At 73.4% G+C, this 22,633-nt stretch carries 24 protein-coding genes; 7 read left to right on the top strand and 17 right to left on the bottom strand.

The window, feature by feature from the left end:
• Positions 1–137: 137 nt before the first annotated feature.
• The 3 genes from VGD70_RS19350 to VGD70_RS19360 are packed head-to-tail and all read right to left on the bottom strand — an operon-like array spanning position 138 to position 2,226.
• Positions 138–1,001, bottom strand: a complete 864-nt coding sequence (locus VGD70_RS19350) for a PmoA family protein (protein ID WP_331083233.1) — start codon at positions 999–1,001, stop codon at positions 138–140.
• A complete protein-coding gene (locus VGD70_RS19355; protein ID WP_331083235.1) occupies positions 992–2,077 on the bottom strand; it encodes a Gfo/Idh/MocA family oxidoreductase in 1,086 nt (361 codons plus the stop codon). Before VGD70_RS19355 ends, VGD70_RS19350 begins: the two co-directional genes overlap by 10 nt.
• A 2-nt stretch (positions 2,078–2,079) precedes the next feature.
• The gene (locus VGD70_RS19360; RefSeq protein ID WP_331083237.1) at positions 2,080–2,226 is read right to left on the bottom strand and encodes a hypothetical protein; all 147 of its coding nucleotides are present in this window, start codon (positions 2,224–2,226) and stop codon (positions 2,080–2,082) included.
• Positions 2,227–2,464: 238 nt separating this feature from the next.
• On the opposite strand from VGD70_RS19360, the gene VGD70_RS19365 reads away from it, so the two are divergent.
• Positions 2,465–3,478 (top strand): hypothetical protein, encoded by a 1,014-nt coding sequence (locus VGD70_RS19365; protein WP_331083239.1) that lies wholly within the window; start codon positions 2,465–2,467, stop codon positions 3,476–3,478.
• On the opposite strand, the gene VGD70_RS19370 is transcribed toward VGD70_RS19365, so the two are convergent.
• A complete protein-coding gene (locus VGD70_RS19370; protein ID WP_331083241.1) occupies positions 3,414–4,583 on the bottom strand; it encodes a glycoside hydrolase family 3 N-terminal domain-containing protein in 1,170 nt (389 codons plus the stop codon). The genes VGD70_RS19365 and VGD70_RS19370 overlap by 65 nt on opposite strands.
• 64 nt (positions 4,584–4,647) lie before the next feature.
• Positions 4,648–5,775, bottom strand: coding sequence for an AAA family ATPase (locus VGD70_RS19375; RefSeq protein WP_331083243.1), 1,128 nt, complete (start codon positions 5,773–5,775; stop codon positions 4,648–4,650).
• 50 nt (positions 5,776–5,825) lie between these two features.
• On the opposite strand from VGD70_RS19375, the gene VGD70_RS19380 reads away from it, so the two are divergent.
• Complete coding sequence (locus VGD70_RS19380) at positions 5,826–6,812, top strand: DNA polymerase IV (RefSeq protein WP_331083245.1); 987 nt, start codon at positions 5,826–5,828, stop codon at positions 6,810–6,812.
• Here the strand turns inward: VGD70_RS19380 and VGD70_RS19385 are convergent.
• The 4 genes from VGD70_RS19385 to VGD70_RS19400 all read right to left on the bottom strand — a co-directional run bounded on the left by VGD70_RS19385 (position 6,798) and on the right by VGD70_RS19400 (position 10,829).
• A complete protein-coding gene (locus VGD70_RS19385) occupies positions 6,798–7,538 on the bottom strand; it encodes a class I SAM-dependent methyltransferase (protein ID WP_331083247.1) in 741 nt (246 codons plus the stop codon). The two genes, VGD70_RS19380 and VGD70_RS19385, sit on opposite strands and share 15 nt — an antisense overlap.
• A 100-nt stretch (positions 7,539–7,638) precedes the next feature.
• Positions 7,639–8,151 (bottom strand): hypothetical protein, encoded by a 513-nt coding sequence (locus VGD70_RS19390; protein ID WP_331083249.1) that lies wholly within the window; start codon positions 8,149–8,151, stop codon positions 7,639–7,641.
• Entirely contained in the window at positions 8,152–9,858 is a 1,707-nt protein-coding gene (locus VGD70_RS19395; RefSeq protein ID WP_331083251.1) for a PHP domain-containing protein, read from the bottom strand. It lies immediately after the preceding gene.
• Positions 9,859–9,992: 134 nt separating this feature from the next.
• Positions 9,993–10,829 (bottom strand): hypothetical protein, encoded by an 837-nt coding sequence (locus VGD70_RS19400; RefSeq protein ID WP_331083253.1) that lies wholly within the window; start codon positions 10,827–10,829, stop codon positions 9,993–9,995.
• A gap of 246 nt (positions 10,830–11,075) precedes the next feature.
• On the opposite strand from VGD70_RS19400, the gene VGD70_RS19405 reads away from it, so the two are divergent.
• The 3 genes from VGD70_RS19405 (at position 11,076) to VGD70_RS19415 (ending at position 12,853) form a co-directional block, all read left to right on the top strand.
• Entirely contained in the window at positions 11,076–11,984 is a 909-nt protein-coding gene (locus tag VGD70_RS19405) for a phage antirepressor N-terminal domain-containing protein (RefSeq protein ID WP_331083254.1), read from the top strand.
• A gap of 123 nt (positions 11,985–12,107) precedes the next feature.
• Positions 12,108–12,455, top strand: a complete 348-nt coding sequence (locus tag VGD70_RS19410; protein WP_331083256.1) for a DoxX family protein — start codon at positions 12,108–12,110, stop codon at positions 12,453–12,455.
• Between the two features lie 62 nt (positions 12,456–12,517).
• Entirely contained in the window at positions 12,518–12,853 is a 336-nt protein-coding gene (locus tag VGD70_RS19415; RefSeq protein ID WP_331083257.1) for a sporulation protein, read from the top strand.
• Here VGD70_RS19415 and VGD70_RS19420 read toward each other — a convergent pair.
• The 4 genes from VGD70_RS19420 to VGD70_RS19435 all read right to left on the bottom strand — a co-directional run bounded on the left by VGD70_RS19420 (position 12,837) and on the right by VGD70_RS19435 (position 15,660).
• Positions 12,837–13,058 (bottom strand): hypothetical protein, encoded by a 222-nt coding sequence (locus VGD70_RS19420; protein WP_331083258.1) that lies wholly within the window; start codon positions 13,056–13,058, stop codon positions 12,837–12,839. The two genes, VGD70_RS19415 and VGD70_RS19420, sit on opposite strands and share 17 nt — an antisense overlap.
• A 174-nt stretch (positions 13,059–13,232) precedes the next feature.
• Positions 13,233–14,168 carry a hypothetical protein gene (locus VGD70_RS19425; RefSeq protein ID WP_331083259.1) on the bottom strand — a complete coding sequence of 312 codons (936 nt, stop codon included), beginning with the start codon at positions 14,166–14,168 and terminating at the stop codon, positions 13,233–13,235.
• On the bottom strand, positions 14,165–14,995 hold the full coding sequence (locus VGD70_RS19430) for a protein phosphatase 2C domain-containing protein (protein ID WP_331083261.1): 831 nt from the start codon (positions 14,993–14,995) through the stop codon (positions 14,165–14,167). Before VGD70_RS19430 ends, VGD70_RS19425 begins: the two co-directional genes overlap by 4 nt.
• Positions 14,995–15,660 (bottom strand): vWA domain-containing protein, encoded by a 666-nt coding sequence (locus tag VGD70_RS19435; protein ID WP_331083263.1) that lies wholly within the window; start codon positions 15,658–15,660, stop codon positions 14,995–14,997. The genes VGD70_RS19430 and VGD70_RS19435 overlap by 1 nt, the downstream gene beginning before the upstream one ends.
• Positions 15,661–15,817: 157 nt before the next feature.
• Between VGD70_RS19435 and VGD70_RS19440 the strand changes: the two genes are divergently transcribed.
• Positions 15,818–18,814 (top strand): AfsR/SARP family transcriptional regulator, encoded by a 2,997-nt coding sequence (locus VGD70_RS19440; protein ID WP_331083265.1) that lies wholly within the window; start codon positions 15,818–15,820, stop codon positions 18,812–18,814.
• Positions 18,815–18,916: 102 nt separating this feature from the next.
• Here the strand turns inward: VGD70_RS19440 and VGD70_RS19445 are convergent, their stop codons facing one another.
• The 3 genes from VGD70_RS19445 to VGD70_RS19455 form a co-directional block, all read right to left on the bottom strand.
• Positions 18,917–20,152, bottom strand: a complete 1,236-nt coding sequence (locus VGD70_RS19445) for a helix-turn-helix transcriptional regulator (protein ID WP_331083267.1) — start codon at positions 20,150–20,152, stop codon at positions 18,917–18,919.
• A 141-nt stretch (positions 20,153–20,293) separates the two neighbouring features.
• On the bottom strand, positions 20,294–20,470 hold the full coding sequence (locus VGD70_RS19450) for a hypothetical protein (RefSeq protein ID WP_331083269.1): 177 nt from the start codon (positions 20,468–20,470) through the stop codon (positions 20,294–20,296).
• Between the two features lie 119 nt (positions 20,471–20,589).
• Positions 20,590–21,096, bottom strand: coding sequence for an NUDIX hydrolase (locus tag VGD70_RS19455; RefSeq protein WP_331083271.1), 507 nt, complete (start codon positions 21,094–21,096; stop codon positions 20,590–20,592).
• Between the two features lie 139 nt (positions 21,097–21,235).
• Here VGD70_RS19455 and VGD70_RS19460 point away from each other — a divergent pair, with 139 nt between their 5' ends.
• Entirely contained in the window at positions 21,236–21,874 is a 639-nt protein-coding gene (locus VGD70_RS19460; RefSeq protein ID WP_331083273.1) for a protein kinase domain-containing protein, read from the top strand.
• 1 nt (position 21,875) lies between these two features.
• On the opposite strand, the gene VGD70_RS19465 is transcribed toward VGD70_RS19460, so the two are convergent.
• Entirely contained in the window at positions 21,876–22,517 is a 642-nt protein-coding gene (locus VGD70_RS19465) for a maleylpyruvate isomerase family mycothiol-dependent enzyme (protein WP_331083275.1), read from the bottom strand.
• Positions 22,518–22,633 lie beyond the last annotated feature (116 nt).

Below are 22,633 nucleotides of genomic sequence, written 5' to 3' on the forward strand. Positions count from 1 at the left end.
ACCCGACCGGGAACGTTCGAGTCAGCACACCAATGGCCGCCCGGTCAACCAGACCACACCCCGGATCAGCACCCGTCTCAAGATCCACAAACCGCAGGCTATCGGCTGCCTCGCGAACTAAACGACCGGCATTGCGGCTAGCCGGCCAGTGCCGCCAGGGCGGCCGGGTCCGGGGAGCCGTCGGCGATCGCGACCGTGTAGCGGAACGTCAGGGTCTCGCCGGGGGCCACCGGGGTCTCGGTGTCGAAGAACGGCGCCGGGCACACGCAGGCGAACGGCTGCGAGCGCACGAACCACCTCGGCTCCTCCGCCGCCACGAAGACCAGGGTCGAGAAGCGGCCGTGGTCGTCGTGCTGGCCGCGGAAGGCGAGCCACGGGGCGCGCACGCCCATCAGCTCATCACCCCCCGAGGCGCCGGGGACGAGGACCTCGCCGCCGGTGAACGAGCGGGGGCCGCGCCAGAAGAGGCCGCCGTAGCCTGCGTTCGGGCGGCCCGCGGTCGTGGGGCTGCCGATCACGATCTCCGCGCCCGAGACGTTGGTGAACGACGTCGCGAAGCGCAGCGTCCACGCGTCGGGGACCACGGCGAAGGCCAGGGACCGCTGCTCGGTGAACCACCGCTCGCCCTGCTCGGTCTCCCAGGCCAGCTCCTCGGTGAGGGCCACCGCGGACGAGGACGCCGAGACCGACGGGAACGACAGGTGCCGCGTCGTCCCGTTGTTGGGCAGCTGCTCGTAGCCGACGTCGCGGCGGAAGGTCGGGCCACCCCAGAAGTTGGCCGGGCCCACGTGCGGCAGCGACCACGCGATCCCCTTGTGCCACACGTGGTCGTGCGGCCGGTACAGCGACACGACGTCGCCGCCGAGGGTCCGGAGTGGATGCAGGTACGGGCGCGGCGACTCCAGCCGCGCGTCCCACGGCGCGAACACGTACCGCGCCAGTTCGGTGCCCTCCCACGCGATCCGCAGCGACTCCGGCTCCTCGCTCAGCGTCATGCCCATGGCGCCCCCGTCCCGTCCATCCGGTGGTAGAACGGCGAGTCCGGCCCCAGCTCGCCGCGGGTGACCCGCCGGCCGGTGAACGCCGACGCGTAGATCGCGGCGATCAGCTCCACCGTCAGCCGGGTGTCCGTGAGCGACACCGGCGGGGCGCCACCACGAGCCAGCGCGTCCAGCACCGCCGCGAGCTGCGCGTCGTGACCGCTGCGCACGCCGGTCGACCCCGACGCCCACGCCTGCGCCACCGGACCGGCGTGGCCGGGTGCGGCCGTGACCGTCCAGTCGTCGTCGCCGTAGCCGTACACGTGGTCGAGCTCCACCGTGGCGTGCTCGAAGTCGAACCGCAGGTAGCTCGCCTCCCGCGGGGACACCACGCTGTTCACCACGGTCGCCACCGCCCCGTTGGCGAACGTCACGATCGCGCACGACAGGTCCTCGGTCGCCGTCGGCTTCGCCTGCCGCACGGCCACCGCCACCACCTCGCGCCACTCCCCCAGGATCGACAGCAGCAGGTCGAACTGGTGGATCCCGTGCCCCATCGTGGGCCCGCCGCCCTCGACGTCGAACCCGCCGCGCCACGGCACCGCGAAGTAGGCGTCCGGCCGGAACCACAGCGTGTGGCACACCGCCGCGGTCGGCCGGCCCAGCCGGGGGTCGCCGACGAGCCCGCGCAGGGTCCGCGCGCCGCTGCCGAACCGGTGCTGGAACACCGTCGCGAAGAACGCCCCGCCCTCGGCCGCCGCGGCCTCCACCGCGTCCAGCTCGGCCAGGCTCAGCACCGGCGGCTTCTCGCACAGCACCGACGACCCGCGCGCCAGGCAGGCGACCGCCTGGGGCGCGTGCAGGCCCGGCGGCGTGCACAGGTGCACCAGGTCCGGCGTCTGCGCCGCCAGCAAACTGTCGAGGTCCGGGTAGAGCCGCGGCACCGACCACTGCGCGCCGAACGCGGCCAGCGCGTCGGCGTCGACGTCCGTCGCCGCCACGATCCGGGACCGGCCCAGCCGCTCGAGGCTCGCCGCGTGGAAGCCCGCGATGGTGCCGGTGCCGACGATGGCGCTGTCGAAGGTCTCCATGGTCATAGTCACTGCACGGTAACGGCAACCGTCGCGAACTCGCCCGGGTCGACCGCGACTTCCGGTCCGGCCAGCCGCACCGGCACCGCGTGCCGCACAGCCCGCGGGTGGAGCTGGCCACCGACCTCGTCGTGCGCGACAGCACGGCCGAACACACTCCGTAGTCGACGGCAAGCTGAGAGTCGCGATTTGCCCCTACTGGGGTGGAAATGTGCGCGTAGGGCGACGTCGTCCTCAACCATCCGGACGGTGCCGGTCGGCAATTGGATGAGAACACGTGACAGCGGGCAGCGGAACCGGCACCGTATGTACATGGTCGGGGACACCATTGGCGATTTATCGGGTCGGCTGCTTGTGCAGTGCCGGCCCGGACAGGCGAAGAACGCGGCGCGCGTGGCGAGCGCGCACGGCACGGGTCTGGTGCTGACCGGCCGAATACCGCGGCCGATCGTGGGGGCGTTGCGCGAGCACGGCTTCACCGGCCCCATCCTCTGCGACGCCAACCGCTACTCGGGCCGCCGGCGCACGGCGGCGCAGACGGGTGTGCGCGAGTCGTGGACCGCCGAGCAGCACGACCTGGGGCTGGTCGCGCTCACCGACTCGGGCTACCTGGCCGCCCACGACTGGCGCGGCCTGCGCCGGATCCTGTCGGACGCGGCCCGCCAGCCCGGCCCGGTGATCGCGATGCTGCCGCTGGCCGCACGCTGGTTCGAGCACTCGGTCACCGAGCTGGTGGCCGAGCTCGACTGTTTCGGCGTCCCGGTGGCGGTGGCGGTCGAGCACGCCCGCGACCCGTTCGGCGTGCGCTACCTGATCCGCGGCTACCTCGAACTGCTCACCGCGTCGGTGCCGGTTCTGCTGCTGCGCTCCAACATCTCCGCCGTCGGCGCCCTGACGCACGGCACGCACGCCGCCGCCATCGGCACGACGAGCCACCTGCGCCACGTCCCGCCGCAGCTGGGCCGGGCCACCGCCGGGCTCCCGGCCCTGGCGGCGTTCGTGCCGCCGCTGCTGGGCCACCACCCGCTGGACGCGCTGGACCGGCTGACCCCGTACTGGCACTGCGACTGCCACGAGTGTGCCGGCCGGGCGCTGACCGACCTGGCCAACGCACCGCGGCCGGAGGTGTCGGCGTTCCGCCACTCGCTGAGTGCCCAGCTGACCCTGTGGTCCACGCTGCACGCCGCTCCCTGCCCGGCGACGGCCTGGGACGAGCACTGCCGCCGCGCGCTGTCCGTGCACCACCGCCTGGCCGCCACCGTCCCCGGCTGGTACCCGCCGACCAACCTCCACGGCTGGACCACGGTCGGGACCGCCGGTACCCCGCCGACGAGCACCCGGCCTACGAACACACCGCCTTGGCACGAAGCACCCGGTCCAGAGCCTCGCTCGTCCGCGCAGCGGTGAGCCGGCCGTCGGCGACGGCGTCCTCCAGGGTGTCGAGCACCTCCTCGACCCGGTCGCCGGAGGACCAGAGGGCGATGTCGGCGCCGGAGACGAGCGCGGTCAGCACCGCTTGCGGCAGGGGGTAGCGGCCGGACACCGCCCGCATGCCGCCGAGGTCGTCGGTGAGCACGACGCCGTCGAAGGAGAGCTCGTCGCGCAGGAGGCGGTAGGTCGCCGGGCTCAGCGACGCCGGGCTGCCGCCGGTGAGCCCCGGGACGTTCAGGTGTCCCACCATCACCGCCACGGGTGCCGCACCCAGCAGCTGCCGGTACGGCACGAGGTCGACCTCGCGCAGGTCGGCGAGGTTCGGCGTGGTCACCGCCGAGCGGTGCGAGTCGCCCGACGCCCGCCCGTGCCCCGGGAAGTGCTTCACCACCGGCAGCACCCCGCCCTCCGCGAGCCCTCGCGCGAAGGCGCTCGCGTACCTGGTCACCACCGCGGGGTCCGAGCCGAAGGACCGGTCGCCGATGACGCCGTCGTCCGGTTGCCCGGTGACGTCCACGACGGGGGCGAGGTCGATGGTGACGCCCCGGGCCCGCAGCGCCGCGCCGCGGGTGCGGGCGAGCGCGTGGACGTCCTCGACGGTCATGCTCGCGGCCATCACCCGGGCGCTCGGCAGCGGGCCGTCCAGCCGGTCGACCCGCTGCACCCGGCCGCCCTCCTCGTCGACGCTCACCGCGAGCGGCACCGGGGCGGCCGCCCGTACCGCGGCCAGCCGGTTGTCCACCAGTAGCGCCGTGTCGTCGCCGCCGACGAAGATCCCGCCGACGCCCGTCGACCCGGCGAGCCTCAGCGCGGGCTCGACCCGGCTCGGGTCCACGCCGACCATGAGCAGCTGGGCGAGCCGCCGGCGCGGGGTCAGCGTGGCGGCGACCTCGGCACACGACGGCCTCCGCGGACCGGGTGACGTGAGCGGCCGCGGGGACGGCCCTCCGGCGGACAGGTCGCCGGTGGGCGGGCCGGTCCGCCAGCCCGCGCCGAGCGAGGCCAGCACCGCGCCCAGCGTCACCGCCGCCAGGAAGGCCGCGACGCGTGGCCGCGGCACCTTCCGGCCGAGGCGGATCATGCGCGGCTCCAGGGGTTGGGCGAGAACCTGTTCATTGGACACCGCGGCCACGCCGGTCGCACGGTCAGCGGTTGGGCCAGTGCCAGGATGGCTCGTCGAGGCGGCCCTGGCCCTCGAGGGTGGTCTCGCTCAGGTCCTTGACCAGGGTCAACGTCGCGGCGCGGGGGCCGGCCACGGCCTCGATCGCGCGGACCAGGGGCAGGGCGTGGGTCACGACGATCAGCTGGATGCGCCGCGCCGCCGTGGTGATCAGGGCGGCCAGCGGGACCAGCAGGTTCGGGTGCAGGCTCGTCTCCGGCTCGTTGAGCACCAGCAGCTCCGGCGGGCGCGGGGTGAGCAGGGCCGCGACCCAGAGCAGGTACCGGAGCGTGCCGTCGGAGAGCTCGGCCGCGTCGAGGGGGCGGAGGAGGCCACGCTGGTGGAAGCGCAGGCCGAAGCGGGTGTCGTGGTTGGCGATCGCCACGCCGGCGCCCGGGAAGGCGTCCGCGATCGCGGTGTCGAGGGCCTCGGCGTCGCCGGTCTCGCGGATGGTCTGGAGCGCGGCGGCGAGGTCGGCGCCGTCGTGGTCGAGCACCGGGGTGCGGGTGCCGACGCGGCTGGCCCGGGCGGGGGCGTTCGCGTCGGTGCGGAACTGGTCGTAGAACCGCCAGGAGCGGATGCGCTCGCGGACCATGAGCACCTCGGGCGACGCGGACTCGATGAGCATGCTGTCGGTGAGCCGGATCTTGCGCGGCGGGCCCCAGGCGCCGTCGTCGTCGCGGGCGCGGAGCGTGCCGTTGTGCCGGTCGGCCAGCAGGGTCGAGGGCTTGAGCACCGAGCCGGTCCACAGGCACTCGCGCTTGAACTCGGGGTCGAGGTTGAACTCCGTGTTCGCGGGGATCGGCAGGCCGAGGTCGAGCGCGTAGCCGAAGTCGTCCCCGGCGAACCCCAGCCGCAGCCCGACGGGCCTGGTGCGCACGGTCCCCCGCGGGCCGGCGGCTTCGGGCCCCGCCCACAGCGTCGACTGCAGCCCGCCCTCCCGGGCGAGCGCGGCGACGGCCCCGTTGCGCGAGGCGTCCGCGAGCAGCCGCAGCGCCCGGTAGAGGCTCGACTTCCCACTGCCGTTGGCCCCGGTGACGAGCGTCAGCCCGGACAGCGGCAACACGAGATGCCGAAGCGACCGGTAGTTCTGGACGGCGAGCGTGGTCAACACGACCCCGAGGCTATGCGGCGCGGGATGTCCGGCACGACCATGATGCGGTGGTGACCGGGCCGATCCTGCATCTCGACGTCGACGCGTTCTTCGCCGCCGTCGAGGTTCGGGACGATCCGGGGCTCGCCGGGCTGCCGCTCGCGGTCGGCGAGGGGGTCGTCGCCTGCGCGAGCTACGAGGCGCGGGAGTGGGGCGTCCACGCGGGGATGACCGTGCCGCGGGCGCGCCAGACCTGCCCGCGCCTGGTCACCACCCCGCCGCGGCCGGCCGCCTACCAGCAGGCGAGCAAGGAGCTGTTCGCCCTGGTCGAGGCGCGGGCGGAGGCGGTGCAGCCCGGCTCGGTCGAGGAGGCGTTCGTCCGCCTGCCCGGCCTCACCTGGGCCGGCGCCGAGGGCACGGCGCGCGAGCTGCGGCGGACGGTCCGCGCCGAGCTGGGCCTCCCGGTGAGCATCGGGGTCGGGCGCACCAAGCTCATCGCCAAGCTGGCCTCGCGTGCCGCGAAGCCGGGTGGCGTCGTCGTGATCGATCTGGCCGACGAGCCGGCGGTCCGCAACGCGCTGCGGGTCGACGAGCTGTGGGGCATCGGTCCGGTGACCCGCGACCGGCTGACCGACGCCGGCCTGCACACCGTCGCCGACCTGCGGGGCTGGACGATGGCGCAGCTCGTCGAGATCGCCGGCACCGCCATGGGCAGGCGGCTGCACCAGATCGCGACCGCCACCGACGACGCCGACGTCCGGCCGCTGCCGCCGCGCCGCTCGTTCAGCGTCCAGCGCACGACGCCGACCCGGACCCGGGACCTCGCCGCCGAGCTCGCCCGCCGGCTGCGCGCCGAGCACCTGACCTGCCGCACGCTCCACGTCCGGCTCGGCGACCGGCGGGCCAAGGCCCGGTTCGACCCGCCGACCGACGACCCGGTCCGCCTGGCCGAGGCGGCGGTCCGGCTGGCCGGTGACCACCGGACCACCGCGCGGCTCATGGTCACCGACCTGCGGCCGGCGGACCGGCCGGCCCAGCCGCCGCTACCCGGTCTGTGAGGGCTTGCGGTAGACCGACACGTGGAGCTTGGACTCCGCGGTGAACGCGCCGCCTTTCCAGTCCCCCCAGCGGTTCTCCAGCTCGAGGCCGGCCAGCTGGGCCATCAGGTCCATCTCGTGGTGGGTGACGCTGCGGCCGTGGATCGGGAAGAACTCCGTGCCCTGCGGGGTCAGCTCGACCCACACGCCGTTGTAGAACTGGGTCAGCGGGTCGATGATGCCGGCGCTCAGCGTGAGCCGGTCGTTCTCCACCTTGGCCACCCGCAGCTTGTGGCTGTCGCTGGCCGGGACGCCGTGGACGACGACCGTCTCGAGCACGAACCGGCCGCCGGGCCGCAGGTGCGCGGCGGCGTTGCGGAACAGCCGGACCTGGTCCTCCTGGGTGCCGAGCACGAAGATCGAGTTGAACGCGATGTACGCCACCGAGAACTCGCGGTCGACCCGGACGGTCGTCATGTCGCCGACGACCGCGGTGACCGCGTCGGACTTGTTCGCGAGCTGGGCCAGCATGTCCTCGCTGACGTCCACCCCGACGACGTCGTGCCCCTTCTCGGCCAGCGGCACGGCCAGCCGCCCGGTGCCGACGCCGAACTCGAGCAGCGGCCCGTCCCCCGCCAGCTCGGCGAGCACGGCCACCGCCCCGTCGTCGTCCATCATCCCCGCGTGCCACTCGTCGTAGCGTTGCGCCCAGCGCGCGCCGTAGAGGCGCGGATCGAATTCCGCCATGTCCGCCAACCTGCCGCGCCGGCCCGGGCCGCGACAAGAGGTTCGCCGCAGAGCGAATCGATCAGCCCAGCGCGAACTCGGCCACGGATCGGCGTCTCCTTCAGTGGCCGCCGCAGCACTGGTGGGGTTCTTCGATCTCCACCGGCCTCAGGAGGCCGCCTGCCGCGGGTTCCACCAGCAGGACCAGGCGGCCCTCCACCAGGGTCGGCCGGAGGTAGTCGCGGGTGTCCACCATGGACTCGTCGGTCACCGCGACGCCGATGCCGACCACCTCGTCGATCGCCGACCCGGCCACGATCTCCGCCGCCGTGCGGGACCCGGTCAGCGTGTCCTGGCCGGGGAACCGCACGCACCGGCCGGCCGTGCGGGCGGTCCCGAGCACGGCGGCCGGGCCGCCGAGGCGGCCGGCGAGCGCGGCGAGGTCGGCCCGGTCCGGCTCGCGCGGGGTGCGCGCGGACACCACGACGCTCGCCACCGTCGCGGAGCGGTCCACGTGCGTGCAGACGAGGTCCGCGCCGAGACCGTCCACTGCGGACAGAACGACGCTGTCGAGGTGTGCGGCGGGGCCGCCGGCGAGTGCCGGTCCGCAGACGGCCCCGATCCAGGCCGGCATCTAAATGACGTCGACGAACACGGGGTTCGCGTAGAACCAGAGGTCCGCCCACGGGTCGGCGTCGCCGGGCACGTCCATCACCGGGCCGCCGTTCGCGTCGAGCTGCTTGCCGTCGGTGCCGCGCAGCCGCAGGTAGAACGCGCGCTCGACATTCCGGAACACGTGGGTGAAGCGCACCGTGCCCCGCGCCCGCGAGGACACCTCGAACGTCTCGACGACCGTGGTCTCCGGCGCGAGGACGGTGTCCCGGTCGGTGACCGGGCCGGTGACCGGGCCCGCGATGAGGTCGACCTTGGCCACCTTGGGGATGTCGCCGCTGAAGTTGCTGCCCGCGGCCAGCTTCACCTCGATGGTCACCTCGACGTCGCCGCCGCGGCGGACGAAGGTGCGGCCGCCGGTGGTGACGCCCCGGGTGTCGCCGTCGCGCTTGGCGCGCACGCGCAGGTCGAGCCCGTCGATGAGCCGGCCGTGCACGGCGACGACCTTGCCGGCCTGCATGCCGCGCATGATGTCCACATAGGACCGAGAGGTGGCGCCGACGAGGGTGGTGCTGTAGAAGCCGGGCCAGAAGTCGCCGTAGGCCTTGGGCACGCCGGTGTCGACGGGGGTGCCGCGGCTGCCGGTGGTCGCGTGGTCCTGGGTGCCCGGCGCGAAGGTGTCCTGGAAGACCTGGTGCGCGTCGGAGGTCGCGGTGACCCACCACGGCTTGCCCTCGGCGAGCAGCGAGTCCCACAGGCCGCCGAGCTTGGCGGTGAACCAGTCGAAGCCGCCGTAGGTGCGGTAGGGGTTCTCCGCCGCGGTCGGGTTGTAGCCGGGGAAGCTGTCCGCGCTCGGCGAGCCCTCGTAGTAGCCGCGGCCGCCGCCGAGGCCACCGTCGGCCTTGATGATGCCGGCCGCCTGGTGCCCGGGCGCGCCCTCCATGCCGACGGCCACCTCGGGAGCGGCGTCGCGCCAGCCGCGGAACTCGTGCGGGCTGTCGACGCCGCGCCGGGCCGGGTGGTTGGCGAACATGAGCGCGATCTCGGTGCGTCCGGCCAGGACCTGCGCGTCGAGGTAGCGCAGCGCGGCGAGCGCGTAGGGCTCGCCGTCGGCGGAGGTGGCGCGGGCGATGAGGCCCTTGCCGCCCTGGGCGACGGGGGTCGAGAGGATCCCGCCGTCGTAGGCGGCCTCGAAGGCCTTGAGGATGTCGACGGTGTTGCGGCCGGGCGGCAGGAACACGGTCGCGTGCTCGGCGCCCGGGATGTTCCACTCGAGACCCTGGAAGACGAGCATGTCGCGATACCTGCCGCGGGCGCGCTCGATGTCCGGCGTCACCTGCGCGATGGAGAACTTCTCGTGCGCGACGCCGCCGTGGTCGGTGATGACGACCCAGTCGAGCCCGTACTTGCGGGCGTTGGCGACCTGGGTGGCGACCTCGTACTGCGCGTCGGGCGAGAACTGCGTGTGGATGTGGTGGTCGCCGGCGAACCAGCGGTCGTCGCCGCCCCACTCGTTGCTGGGCCTGTGCTCGCCCGTCGCGGCGGCCGGCGTGCCGGAGATGGCGGCCGCGCCCGCGGCGGCACCGGCCAGGCCCAGCCCGGCGAGGAACCGCCGCCGGGCGACGGAGAGCGGACGGTCGTCCGCGCCGTCGCGCCAGCTGCCCTCGACGGCCTCCGGCTCGTGGGTGTGGTCGTGATCGTGTTCGTGACCGTCGTGATCGTGACTCATGCGTGGCCCTTCTGCGCAGCGACAACCGCGGCGAAGTATCGCCAGCCGTGCATGAGCCGGGGACCCGCAACGGCCTGAACACCCGATGAACACTCAACCATCTATGGAGGCCCAGGTCAGCGGCCGTGTTCTCATCACAGACCGCCCCCCGGTCCGGTGGAGGTTCGACCGACCCAGCGGGGTCCGTAGTCCGCGCCGGTCCTCTCGCCGAGGTACTCGAGGTTGCGCGGCAGCCGCGGCAGCTCCATGTGGCCGAGGGCCCGGATCTCGTCCCGGACGCCGACGAGGTTCCGCTCGGCCTCACCGATCTCGCTGAGCAGCAGCCGGACCCGGGTGGAGTCGGCCACGAAGTGCTGCTCACGCTCGGCTATCTCGTCCTTCTGGGCCTGGAGCTCCTCCAGCTCCTCCGCCGTCGCCTCACCGGGCGGCGGGAACTCCTCGAGCTGCTCGGTGGCGCGGCGCAGCCGGCGCTCGGCGTCGGTGACCCGCGCCTGCTGGTCGGTGAGCTGCTTGGTCAGGCCGCGAAGCCGGGCCAGCTCGTCGTTGTGCGAGTTGATCAGGTGGACCGGCTTGGTCGCGGAGGTCCAGAACTCGATCCGCTCGTTCAGCTCCGTGCGGTCCAGACCGGTCCGGTGCATCGAGAAGAACGCCATGCTCGTCACCCATTCCAGGGCCGACTCGGTGTCCACCGCACGCTCGGGGAGCAGCGTCACCGTCTTCTTCTCCGGGTACGGCACCAGGAACAGCACGAGCGGCACGCTCAACGCCGTCGAGATCACGACCAGCTCGTCGACCGTCACGAGCCGGCGGCGGGACCCCTGCTGCCGCCGGCCGGACTCGAGGTTGGTCAGCACCGCCGGCGTCAGGTCCGCCATGCCCAGCGCCCGGCACTCCTCGGCCAGCCGCTCCCGGTTCCAGCCGCGGCGCCGCCGCCACACGGTGATCCGCTCGCCGACCACGTCACTCAGCACCGTGCAGCCCCTCTCGACGATTCGGTCGGAATCTACACGATATTGACCCCATCAGGCCGCACATCGGTTCGATTCGACATGGAAGCTGTGCTCACGGAGCGTTAGAATTGTCCTGTGAGGGATTCCGGCGGCCGGAGGAGGCGAGCGTCCCGGTCGGCGTGACCAGCGCGGCCCTGCAAGAAGGGGCCGGCCGGCAGCTTCCAGGCACCCGGCGCGGCCCCGCTGAACACACAGACGGGAACCCGTATGTCCGCGTCAACCGTACCGCCGGGCCACCCGGCGGAAGACCCTGTCCACCCGGAGCCGATCCGGGACACCGCCGACCTCGTGCCGTCGGCCGACGTGGTCCTGGTGCCGTTCGACGGCGGCCACATCCCCGCGGTCCTGCTCGACGGCGAGCCCCACGTCGTGCTGCGGCCGGTCGCCGAGGCGCTCGGCCTGAACTGGCCGGCCCAGTACGCCAAGCTGCGGGCGGACGGCTCGGCCCGCCTCACGACGGTGCTGGCCCAGCTCCCGGGCGAGGACCTGCCCCGGCGGGTGGTCGTGAGCGACCTCGAGACGTTCGTCATCTGGCTGGCGGGGCTGCGGCCGGGCCGGGTGACCGAGCCGGCGAACGCCGAGGTCACCACGTGGAAGCGCAAGGCGGGCCGGGCGCTGCGCGAGCACTTCTTCGGCCCCCGGGACCAGCTCGACGAGATCGTGGTGGCGGAGCGCTACCTCGAGGCCCTGCGCCAGAAGCGGGCGCTGGAGGCGCGGGTGGCCGCCGACAGTTCGCTCGTGGCCCAGGCACGCACGTACAACGAGGCCGACGGGCTGAGCACGATGCGCTCGTTCGCGCGGGACGTGCAGCGGTGGGCGCAGCGCGAGCACGGGCACCAGCTCCGCCAGCAGGAGGTGTTCGACTTCCTCGGCGAGCTCGGGATGATCAGCAGGGCGACGGCGAGCGAGCGCAACCAGGCCACCCGCTGGGCCGAGCGCAACGGCTACGCGGTCAACAAGAGCGCGGTCTTCGAACGCGGCGACGGCCGCTTCGGCGTGTCGAAGTACGCCCGGCTGACGCCGCGCGGCGAGGGCTACGCCTGGCGGAAGATCTGCGCCGCCGTGGGCGAGTGCGGTGCGCCGCGGCTCTGGTCGATCGGCGGGGACGTCGCCTGAGCCGGGGCGGCCGGCTCCCGTCCGCCGCGGCGGCGGCGTTGAGGGCGCCTCGTCACACTCGCACGCCGCCCGGGGTCAACCCGGTGACGAACTCGAGTCACCCGCGCGATGAGGAGCATTCCGATGTCGACCACCTACACCGTCGTCACCATCGTGGGAGCCGCCATGGCGGCCTTCTCGGCCGGCTCCGTCTTCTTCCACGCCACATGGGTCGTCGAGCCGCTGAGCGACTACGGCGTCCCCCGCTCGTGGTGGCCCTGGCTCGGGACGGCCAAGGCCGCGGGGGCGGCCGGCCTGGTGGTGGGCCTCTTCCTGCCGGTCATCGGCGTCCTGGCCGGGATCGGCCTGGTGCTGTACTTCGCCGGCGCCGTCCTCACCGTGGTCCGGGCCCGCTGGTACTCCCACATCCCGTTTCCCCTGCTGTACATGGCGCCGGTGGTGGGCTCGCTGGCCCTCGGGTTCGCCGCCTGAGGTCCGGCCCGGCCCGGCATGGGCCATGCTGTCCCCCTGCGGACTGGCGGACAGGAGGAGCGATGGCGCTCGACGAGGTACTCACCAAGGTCAAGGACTCGATGCGGGCCGCGGTTGTCTACGCCGAGCCCTACGAGAAGGACGGGATCACCGTCATCCCCGCCGCCACGGTCGTCGGAGGCGGTGGGGGTGGCACCGGGCACGACGGCGAGGGCGGCGGCTTCGGCACGATCGCCCGGCCGGCCGGGGCGTTCGTCCTCCAGAACGGGACCGTCCGCTGGGTGCCGGCCGTCGACGCCAACCGGCTGGTCGCGTTGGGATTCGCGATCGTCTTCGTCGTTCGCCGGCTGCTCAAGCGGCGGGCGGCCAAGAGGCGAGCGGTCACGGCGCCGCGTTGACCGGTGCCACCACCTCGGCCGGCGGCGCGGCCGGGGTGGCCGGGGTGGCCGCCGGCGGCGCGCACCGCACGACGTCCGGGCCGCAGTCGGCGGAGCCGGGGTCGGACGCGCCGCCGAGGCCGAAGTAGACGCCCACCACGATGCCGAGCGCGAAGCCCAACGCGACCAGCCGGACGATGCCGGAAAAGGAAACCAGAACTCTCATCGGAACCTCCACACCGGAAATGAACCTGATTCCAGGCTGCGCCGGGAATCGGTTCGGCAGAAGGAATTTCCCGCCGCCGAACACAATGGGAAACAGGAAACCGACGAGAAAGACGGCGCGACGCGGCCACCCCCAGGAGCCACCTCGCACCGTCCACATGCGACTTTTCGCTGATCACCCCCTCGGCTCGGCACCATTGGTCGGGCTCCCCACCTCGTCCGGAGCATGACCCTCGGCCGCGTACTCGCGCTGCACCAGACCCGCATTCCGGCTCGGCCGGCGACCGGTCAGCGCACCCAGCCAGGAATCCGCCGCCGGACGCATTCCCGGCCGGCCCGCCTGCGCGGCCAGCGCGGTCAGCACGGGGCCGAACGAGGCCCGCAGCGACGGCGAGGACCGCACGTCCTCCGGCGTCACCGCGTGGTCGCCCAGCAGCAGCCGCAACGTCAGCAGCGCCAGCTTGTACCGGTCGGTGTCCGGCGTGACCTCCCCCGCCGGCGCGGACGGGTCCGCCCAGCCCGCCGTGTCCACCGGCGCCACGGCGGGCCACCGCCCGGCGACCCGGAAACCGTCGCAGTCGATCGCGAACACCCCCGGCCCGTCCTCGAGCGTCCACAGCAGGTTGCGCATCGACACGTCGCCGACCAGCACGTCGTGCCGGTGCAGGACCTGGAACAGGCGCAGGTACCGCACCGCCAGCCAGCGCCGCTCGGCGTCCGTCGGCAGCACCAGCTCGTCCCACATCGCCCGCCGCGGGTAGAGCAGGAACTGCAGCTCCAGCAGCCGGGACCGGCCGGCCAGCACGGTCGCGAACCGGTCCGGCGCCTCCCGCATCAGCAGGCCGGCGCACCGCCCCCGGTGGAACACCCGGGCGAAGGGCCACGCGGTCATCGCGGCGATCAGGGACCGGTCCGGGCTGCCGAGACCCGCGGGCAGCTCGATCAGCCGGCCCAGCTCGTCGGCCAGCACGTCGACGTCGTTGTGGTAGAGCTTCAACAGCACGCCGACCGGCCGGGCCAGCCGGAACACCACCCCCTGGCCGCCGTCCGCGACCAGCTCCGCCACGCCGAGGTCGGCCAGGTCCACGTCGCCGTGCACGGGCCTGGTCACGGCAGCGCCCAGACGACCACCGCGGTCCGGTCGTCGTCGAAGGTCCGCAGGTCGAACTGCAGCTGGTGCAGGTACGCGACCGGCCCGGGCGGCTCCGACCACGCCTCCGCCAGGTACGCGCCGGCCTCGGTCTCCTGCACCGGCACGCCGACCCCGTCCGAGGCCAGCACCAGCGCCTGCCCCGCCCGCAGCACCCCGCCCGCCCGTTCCGCGGGCCCCCGCGGCGACGGCAGGCTGTCGGTGCCGGGTTCTACGATCACCCCCACCCGCGTGTCGAACAGCGGCAGGAACGCACCGTCCGCCAGCACGAACGCCGGGCTGTCCCCCACCCGCGCGGCTTCGTACCGGTGCCCCGAGGACCCCAGCTCGACGACCGCGACCGTCAACGTCGTCGACCGGTCGGCCGGCGCGGGCCCGGCCTCGCGCACCGCCCGGTCCGCCGCCTGCAACGCGCCGACGAGGTCCACGGCGGCCGCGCCCGGCAACGCCCACGCCAGGTAGCCCAGCGCGTGCCGGACCGCCAGCTGCGCGCCCCGGTGCGCGTCGGCCGCCGACCCCACCCCGTCGGCCACCGCGGCGAGCACGAACCGCTCGTCCAGCGACGTCACGGCGACCGCGTCCTGGCGCACCACCCCGTCGAAGCGGTGCGAGGTCCCGCGCATCGACGCCGCCCGCACCTCCAGCGACCCCACCCGGCCCGCCTCGACGACCGTGTCCGGCACGTCGGCGATCGGGTCCAGCCGCCACGGCGACCCCGCCGCGAGCGACGGCGGCCCCAGCTCACGGGGGCGGAAGACACCCCGGTCACCCCACACGTCCACGCTCATCACACGGGATCGATCTGCAGCGCGGTGAACCCGGCCACGCGCTCGGGAACCTGCAGGACCAGGTCGCCGTCGGCGGTCACGCCACCCGAGCGGACCACCGAGGTCGTGAGCGCCCGGGCGAAGCTGTGCAACGCGGCGGCCGGACCGACCCCGCCCTGGCTCATGTATGCCTGGAACGTGCCGATCCGGCCGATGGTCGGCGCGTCGGCGTCGCCGATGCCGAAGGAGATGATGTTGGGCCGGGCCGACCAGGCCGGGTCCACGAGCCGCTCGTAGGCCGCCGGCCAGGTGGTCGGGTCGGTCGGATGGCCGTCGGACAGGAAGAACACGGCGGGCCGGTACACCCGGTGGGCGTCGGCCTTGAGCATGTCCACGTCCCGCTCGATGGTCTCGCGCAGCAGGGTGAAGGCCGCGCCGAAGCTCGTCGCCGCCTGGGTGGTGAGCGCGACCAGCTCGACGACGTCGCTGAGCCGGCACAGCGGTTGCAGGACCTCCGCGGTGCCCGAGAACCCGATGAGACAGAACCGGGTCTTGTCCGCCACCACCGGATCGGTGCCGACGGCCTTGTGCAGCTCGGCCAGTCCGTCGTTCAGCGCGTCGAGATGGTCGGCCATCGAATACGACTGGTCGCACACCACGTAGAACGGCAATATTTGTTCAGGCATTTATCCTCCTCGGGAGGGAGGATGGCCCGCCCACCCGCACCAGATCTGGACCAGAAATTGACCGCGCGGGCGTCACCCCGGGGACCCGCGCGGCGATGCGTTTGACGAAGGGCGAAGTCTTCCGGCGGCCCGCCCGGAACGTCTTGTGGGAGACGGCATGGACTTTCGGATGTTCGGTCCGTTCGAGGTCTGGCACGACGGTGCCCAGGTCGAGCCGGGCGATCTGCAGCAGCGCTTTGTGCTGGTGATCCTCCTGCTGAACGCGAACCGCGCGGTGTCGCGGGATTACCTGCAGGAATTCGTGTGGCGCGGCCAGCAGCCGAAGTCGGACCTGATCACGAGCTACATCGCGCGGTTGCGGAAGGTGTTCCGGGACGCCGGCGTCGAGGACGTGGTGATCGACAAGACGCCGACCGGCTACCTGCTGCGGGTCGACGAGGGCCTGATCGACACGGTCCGGTTCGAGCGGCTCTACGAGCAGTCCCACCACGCCAGGTCCAGGTCGAGGCCCGAGGCGGTGCGGCTGCTGCACGAGGCGCTGGACCTGTGGCGCGGGCGGTTCCTGTCCGACCTGGACATCGACCGGGTCGGTGGCCCGACGGTGGCGCCGTCGGAGGACCTGCGGGTGGACGCGCTGATCGACCTCGCGACGCTGGAGCTGGCGGCGGGCGATCACCGGCGGATCCGGGACCGGCTGCGGCCGGTGTGGGAGGAGGACCGCAGCCAGCAGCGGCTCGCGGCGATGCTGATGCGCGCGTTGATCGCCAACGGCGACCAGGTCCGCGCGGTCGAGGTGTTCCACCAGACGCGGGACGCGCTGGAGGAGTACGGCATGGAGACCGCCCGCGAGCTGCGGGACATGGCGTGGATGGCGCAGTACGGCGAGCGGCTGAGCTCACTTCCGTTGCGGCTGGCCAGGTTCACCGGCCGCCGCGACGAGCTCGCGCTGGTCGACGCCGCCGCGCGGGCCGCGCTCGAGGAGGGCCCGGCGGTGCTGTGGATCTCCGGCATGCCCGGCGTCGGCAAGACCGCGCTGGCCGTGCACGCGGCACACCGCCTCGCCGAGGCGTTCCCGGACGGCCGGCTGTTCGTGGAGCTCAACGGGTTCACCGCGAACGTCGAACCGACCGCGCCGGCCACCGCGCTGGAGCGACTGCTCGGCGATCTCGGCGTGCCACCCGAGTCGATCCCGGAGTCCACCCGCGCCCGCTCGGAGCTGTACCGCACACGCCTGGAGGACACCCGGACCCTCGTCGTGCTCGACAACGCGGCCTCCGAGGAACAGGTCGAGCCGCTGCTGCCCGGCGTCGGCGGCTGCCTCGCGATCGTGACCAGCCGCGAGCTCGGCGCGCTCGCCGCCACCGACCACGTCCACCTCGAGCCGCTGCCGGCCGAGGAGGCCGTGGAGCTGTTCCGCAAGCTCGTCAGCGCCGACCGGGTACGCGGGCGGGTGGACCGGGTCCGCGAGATCGTCGCCCGCTGCGGATGGGTGCCGCTGCTGATCCACCTGGTCGCCGCGCAGTTCCGCCGGCACCTGCGCTGGCCGCTGGACCACGTGGTGGAGCTGCTGCGCGAGGCGTCCCCGGTCTCGCCGGACACCAGCTTCTCCGACGCCGCCACGGTCGCCTGCACGGTGTCCTACCGGCAGCTCAGCGACCCGCAGCGGACGCTGTTCCGGCTGTTCGGGCTGGTCCCCGGCGCGGACCTGTCCGCCCACGGCACGGCCGCCCTGGTCGACGCGACGGTGCCGAAGGCCCGCCGGCTGCTGGAGGACCTGCACCGGGTGAGCCTGCTGGAGGAGTCCGCGCCCGGCCGGTTCCACATGCTCGACCCGCTGCGCGACTACGCGGTCTCCGCCCACCCGGTCGACGACCCGACGACCCCGGTCGCGCGCCTGCTCGATTTCTACCTGACCTCGACCGCCGCGGCCATGGCCGCCGTGTTCCCCTACGACCGCGACCGCCAACCCGAGATCGACCAGGAATGCCCTGTCGTGCCCCGGTTCCCCGACTCCGCCGCCGCGCAGAGCTGGCTCGGCGACGAGCGGCGCAACCTCGTCGCCGCGATCAACTACGCCGCCGACCACGGCTACCCGGACCACACCTGGAAGCTCGCCGTGCTGCTGTGGCGCTACTTCTACACCGCCGGCCACCTCCGCGACTGGACCCAGACCCTGCAGCGGGCCCGGGAGGTGCTCGACGGCTCGGGCAACACCCGCGGGCTGGCCAACGTCCTGCTGCGGCTCTCGATCGCGCGCCGGCGGTCCGGTTCGTTGACCGAGGCCAGAACGCTGGGCGAGGAAGCGCTGCGGCTGTGGGGTGAGCTCGGTGACGTCCCCGGTGAGGCAAGCTCTCTGGTGGCGATCGCCACGGCCGCGCAGAACCTGGGCGACCTGCCGGAGGCGGCCCGATGCTTCGCGGCGGCGCTCGAGCGGTTCGAAGGCATCGGCGACAAGCGCGGTCAGGCGCACACGCTGGACCACCTCGGGCTGGTCAGTGAGCTCCTCGGCGAGTTCGAGACCGCCGAGCAGCGCCACCTCGACGCGACGAACCTGCTCCGCACCCTCGGCCACACCCACGGCCTCGCGCAGTCGCTCGACAACCTCGGCTGTGCGCGCCAGCACCTCGGCCGGCTCGACCAGGCGCTGGCCAACCACACCGAGGCCCGCGACCTCGCCGTATCGATCGGCGACCGGGCCGGCGAGGCCTACGCGCTCAACAACATCGGCAACACCCACCGCCTCGCCGGCCGGCTCGAGGAGGCCACCCGGTTCCAGCAGCTGGCCCGCCGGGTCGCGGACCTGGTCGTGGACCCGAACCTGCGCACCCAGCTCTACCTCGACCGCGGCGAGACCGCATGGGCCGGCAAGGACGACCGCTCGGCGCTGCACGCCTACCGCGCGGCGCTGGACATGGCCGCCGGCACCGGCGAGAGCGCGCAAGCGGCCCGCGCGAACCACCGCATCGGCACGGTCCTGCACGAGACCGGCCACCACGACCCGGCCACCCCGCACTGGCGCGACGCCCTCGCCGGCTACACCGAGCTGGGACTGCCGCAGGCCGACCAGGTGCGCACCGAGCTGAGCGAGCTGAGCTGCGGCTGTGCCGGTGCTCCGCCACGACAGGTTCGGCACGTGTCCCGGCGGCCCGGCTGACGCGCCAACCTTCGTTGACGAAGCACTAGTGTCCCGCGCCGGAAATCCGGCAGGTATCTCGGCGGCCCAGCTATATACACGCCGCATTTCCGGCGCGGGACACTAGCTCCGCACGTTCAGCATCATGACCAGGTCGGGGTAGAGCTCGCGGACGGTGGCGTTGGTGTGCCAGCGGGCCAGGGTCCTGGCCAGGTCGCGGAGGTCGAGCCGGACCGTGGCGGAGTCGACGTGCGCCGCGTCGTCGAGCATGTCGCGGGCCACCGCGCACGCCTCGTCGATGTCGCCGTGCTGGGCGTGGGCGAGCGCGCGGCGGGCGCCGAAGCGGGCCCGGGCGCGGCGGGCACCGGGCGGGATCGTCGCCACCTGCCGGTCGAGGATGTCCGCGGCCTCCCGCGGCCGGCCGAGGTCGTAGAGGGACCAGCCCTGCACCAGCGCCACCTCGTCGGGCACGCTGGCCGAGCCGAGGACCGGCCCGTCGCCGGGCGCACGGGTGGCGAGCAGGCCGGCGGCGCGCTCGAGAGCCTCCTGGTAGCCGCGGAGGTCGCCGGCGAGCGCGTAGCCCTGGGCCTCGCAGCGGGCGGCGAGGCCGAGGATCCGCGGCCCGGCGGCGGTGTCACGCTGCGCGCGCTGGGCGAGCTCGATGGTGCGGATCGGGTCGTGCTGGTAGAGCGCGATCTCGGCGCGGCGGAAGAGGGCGAAGCTCGCGAGGTGCGGGTCCCGGCCGGCGGCGAACGCGACGGCCCGGTCGGTCCAGCGCAGCGCGTCGGCCTCGTTGCCGGCCTCCTGGCTCATCCAGCCGGCGTACTCGGCGACCCGCGAGGCGAGGAGCAGCAGCTCGGAGCGCATGGGCTCGGGGTTGGTGGCGGCGAGCGTGCGCAGCGTGTGGACCTGCGCGATGACCGGGGCCAGCACCACGGTCGGGCTGGTCATCGTGCCCAGCGTGCGGAACTGGTCGAACGAGGAGCGCAGGACCGCGAGCGTGCGCTCGTCGGTGACCGGCCGCGGGCCGCGGGTGATCGCGAACCCGAGGACCGCGCCCGCGGCGAGCACCTGGCGGCGGGGCAGCTGGTTGAAGCGGACCTCGCCGGACTCGTCCAGTTCCATGACCCACACCTCACCGTCGCCGGCCGGCGGCTCGGCGGCGGTTCTGCTCGCCCGCCCAACCGCGGCCGCGAGCACGCCGTGCGAGTCGAGCGCGCTGTCGCACAGTTTCGCGAACATCGCGGATGGCCGCTGCACGCCGTTCTCGATCTTGCTGACCTGGCTCTTGCTGTAGTTGATCCGCCGGGACAGCTCGCTCATCGAGACGCCGGCATCGGTGCGCAATTTTCTCAGCAACGAGCCGAATGATTCCGCCACCGGTTCCTCCCAGGTTCGCCCCTGCGAGTAGAACATTTCGGTATTCCGATGGCAATGTTCTTCGTGCCCGGGCCCTCCGGTCGTTGCGCGAACGTGAGGGCCCGGCGTCACGAATTCCGGCTAGTCGCCCCAGTCGTGGCCGTCGGTGGTGTAGGTCGGGGGCGGCGGCGGCGGGGGCGTGGTCGAGTCGGCGGAGGCCGAGGTGGAGAGCATGATCGGGGCCGCGACCGCGATGGCGGCGGCGCACAGCAGACCCGCGATCTTGGCCGAGAAAACGGCGCGACGGGACAACGACATGATTTGCTCCTTGGTTTTGGGATTCCGGCGCTTTCGAGCGCCTACCAAGAAGAATTCACGCCGCCGATCGGCGAAACAATGAGGTGCCTGTTGCCTGCCTCAGCAGGAAACGGGAAACACTATTCGACCAGCTCTTTCGTATGTGCCAGTAAAACCGCGAACGAGCTTCCCGCGTGCGGCAGCTCCCCCGCGAGAACCATCCCGAGCACCTGCCGGAAACCCAGCCAGTGCACCTCGAGGTCGGCCTCGCCGGCCTCGAGCCGCTGCGTCCCGTTGCGCAACCCGGTGGCGAGGAACGCGTGGTCGCGGTGGTTGGTCAGCGAGTCCGCACAGTTGATGACCCCCAGCGCGGTCCACGTGTCCCCCGAGACCCCGGTCTCCTCGTGCAGCTCCCGCGCCGCGGCCGCCCGCGGTTCCTCCCCCGGGTCGACCCGCCCGGCCGGCAGCCGCCACTGCACCTGCCGATGCACGTAGATCCACTGCCGGGTGACCGCGACCCGGCCCTGTGCGTCCACGGCGAGCACGGTCACCGCGGGCGGCGCGACCACGTGGTCGTAGACGGTCGCCGACCCGTCCGGCCGGACGGCGTCGTCGCGCCGAACCTCGAACCACCGGGACTCGAACATCGCCTCGGAGGCCCGACACGCCCATCCGGGCCCTCGCTCCGCCACGCCGGCAAGTCAACCACCTCGGCATCCACGTCGGATGCAGGTCTGGTCCACGCCCACCACGGACGATGACGCTCGCACCGGAGGGAGGGGCGACATGGGATCGCGACTTGGTGGCGGCTACGAGCTGCTGCACCCGGTCTGGCGCGACAACCTGGGCACGACGTTCATCGCCCGCGCGCCCTCCGGCTGGCCGGTCTCGGTGCGCGTCCTGCCCGCGACGCTCGAGTCCGACCCCACCGTGCGGCACCGTTTCCGCCAGGACCTGGCGCTCCTCTGCGCGGTCCGCCACCCCAACCTCGTCGCCGTCCACGACCTCCTCACCGACGACGGTCTGGCGATCGTGAGCGACGCGGTCGACGGCGTCAGCCTGCATCGCGTGCGCGCGACCGGTCCGCTGGCCCCGCCCGAGCTAGCCCGGGTGGGTGAGGCGATCGGCGCCGGATTGTCCGCCCTGCACGCCGCGGGGCTACAGCACCAGCACCTCACCCCGCGCAACGTCCACCAGGACCGCGCCGGCCGGATCCACCTGGCCGACATCGCCCTGGCCCAGCTGCTCGCCGACTCCCCCGCGGGCCGCCGGCTCCTGCGTGCCGACGCCGCCGCCTACCCGCCCGCCGACCCGGCGACCGCCGACGAGCACGCGCTCGGCGTGCTGCTGCGGGAGCTCGGCGGTGCCCCTCGGCAGCGTCGCCGGGCACAGTGGCGCACCCGGTCGGCGGCCCGGCTGGCGTGACTCACGCCTTCTCGCAGCGGTCGCGCAGGATCGGGACGCCCTCGCCGTGGAGGTCGCCGCAGTAGGCCGCGCGGCCGGTCATCGCCATCGTGAGCGCCAGGGTGGTGCCGGACACGAGCGGCCCGGAGCCGGCGGTGAACGGCCCGTCCGTCGCGACGAGCCGCAGCCCGGGAACCCGCCCCTTGGCGAGAACGACGAGGTCGGAGCCCTGGTAGTACCGCGCCACCCGGGTGACCGTCTCGATCGGATGGTCACGCCGGATGCCGAGCGGCCGCCGGATGTCCTCGCCGTGCACGATCGACTCGCCGAGCATCGCCACGACCGGCAGCGGCGGTTTGGTCGTGCTGGTGACGACGCGGCGGAACCTGTCGAGCGCCTCGGCCGGGGTGGCGCCCAGCTGCTCGGCCAGCCGCATGGCGACCTGCTTGTCGAAGTCGAACCGGCAGCGGATGACGCCGGCCAGCCAGCGCACGGGGTTGAGGGTCGCCGCCGCGGTGAGGTGGGCGAGCACCTCGCGCACCGTCAACCCGCCGCACAGTGAGGGGGTCGTCCACTGCTCGTCGGTCAGGCCCGCCAGGTCGGCCGCGAGGGCCGCCCGCTCGGCGTGGACCAGCGGCCATGCCTGTGGCTCCGGTTCGGTCATGTCGGTCTCCTGTTCGTTGCGCGGGTCGAGATAGGACTCCCGCCGTTCGGCAGAATCGTCGCTCCTGGTCCTTTCGGTCGCGGCATGCGCACTACTACCGCATGCTCAGCTCGACC

This window comes from Actinophytocola sp. (genome assembly GCF_036402745.1).
GTDB lineage: Bacteria > Actinomycetota > Actinomycetes > Mycobacteriales > Pseudonocardiaceae > Actinophytocola.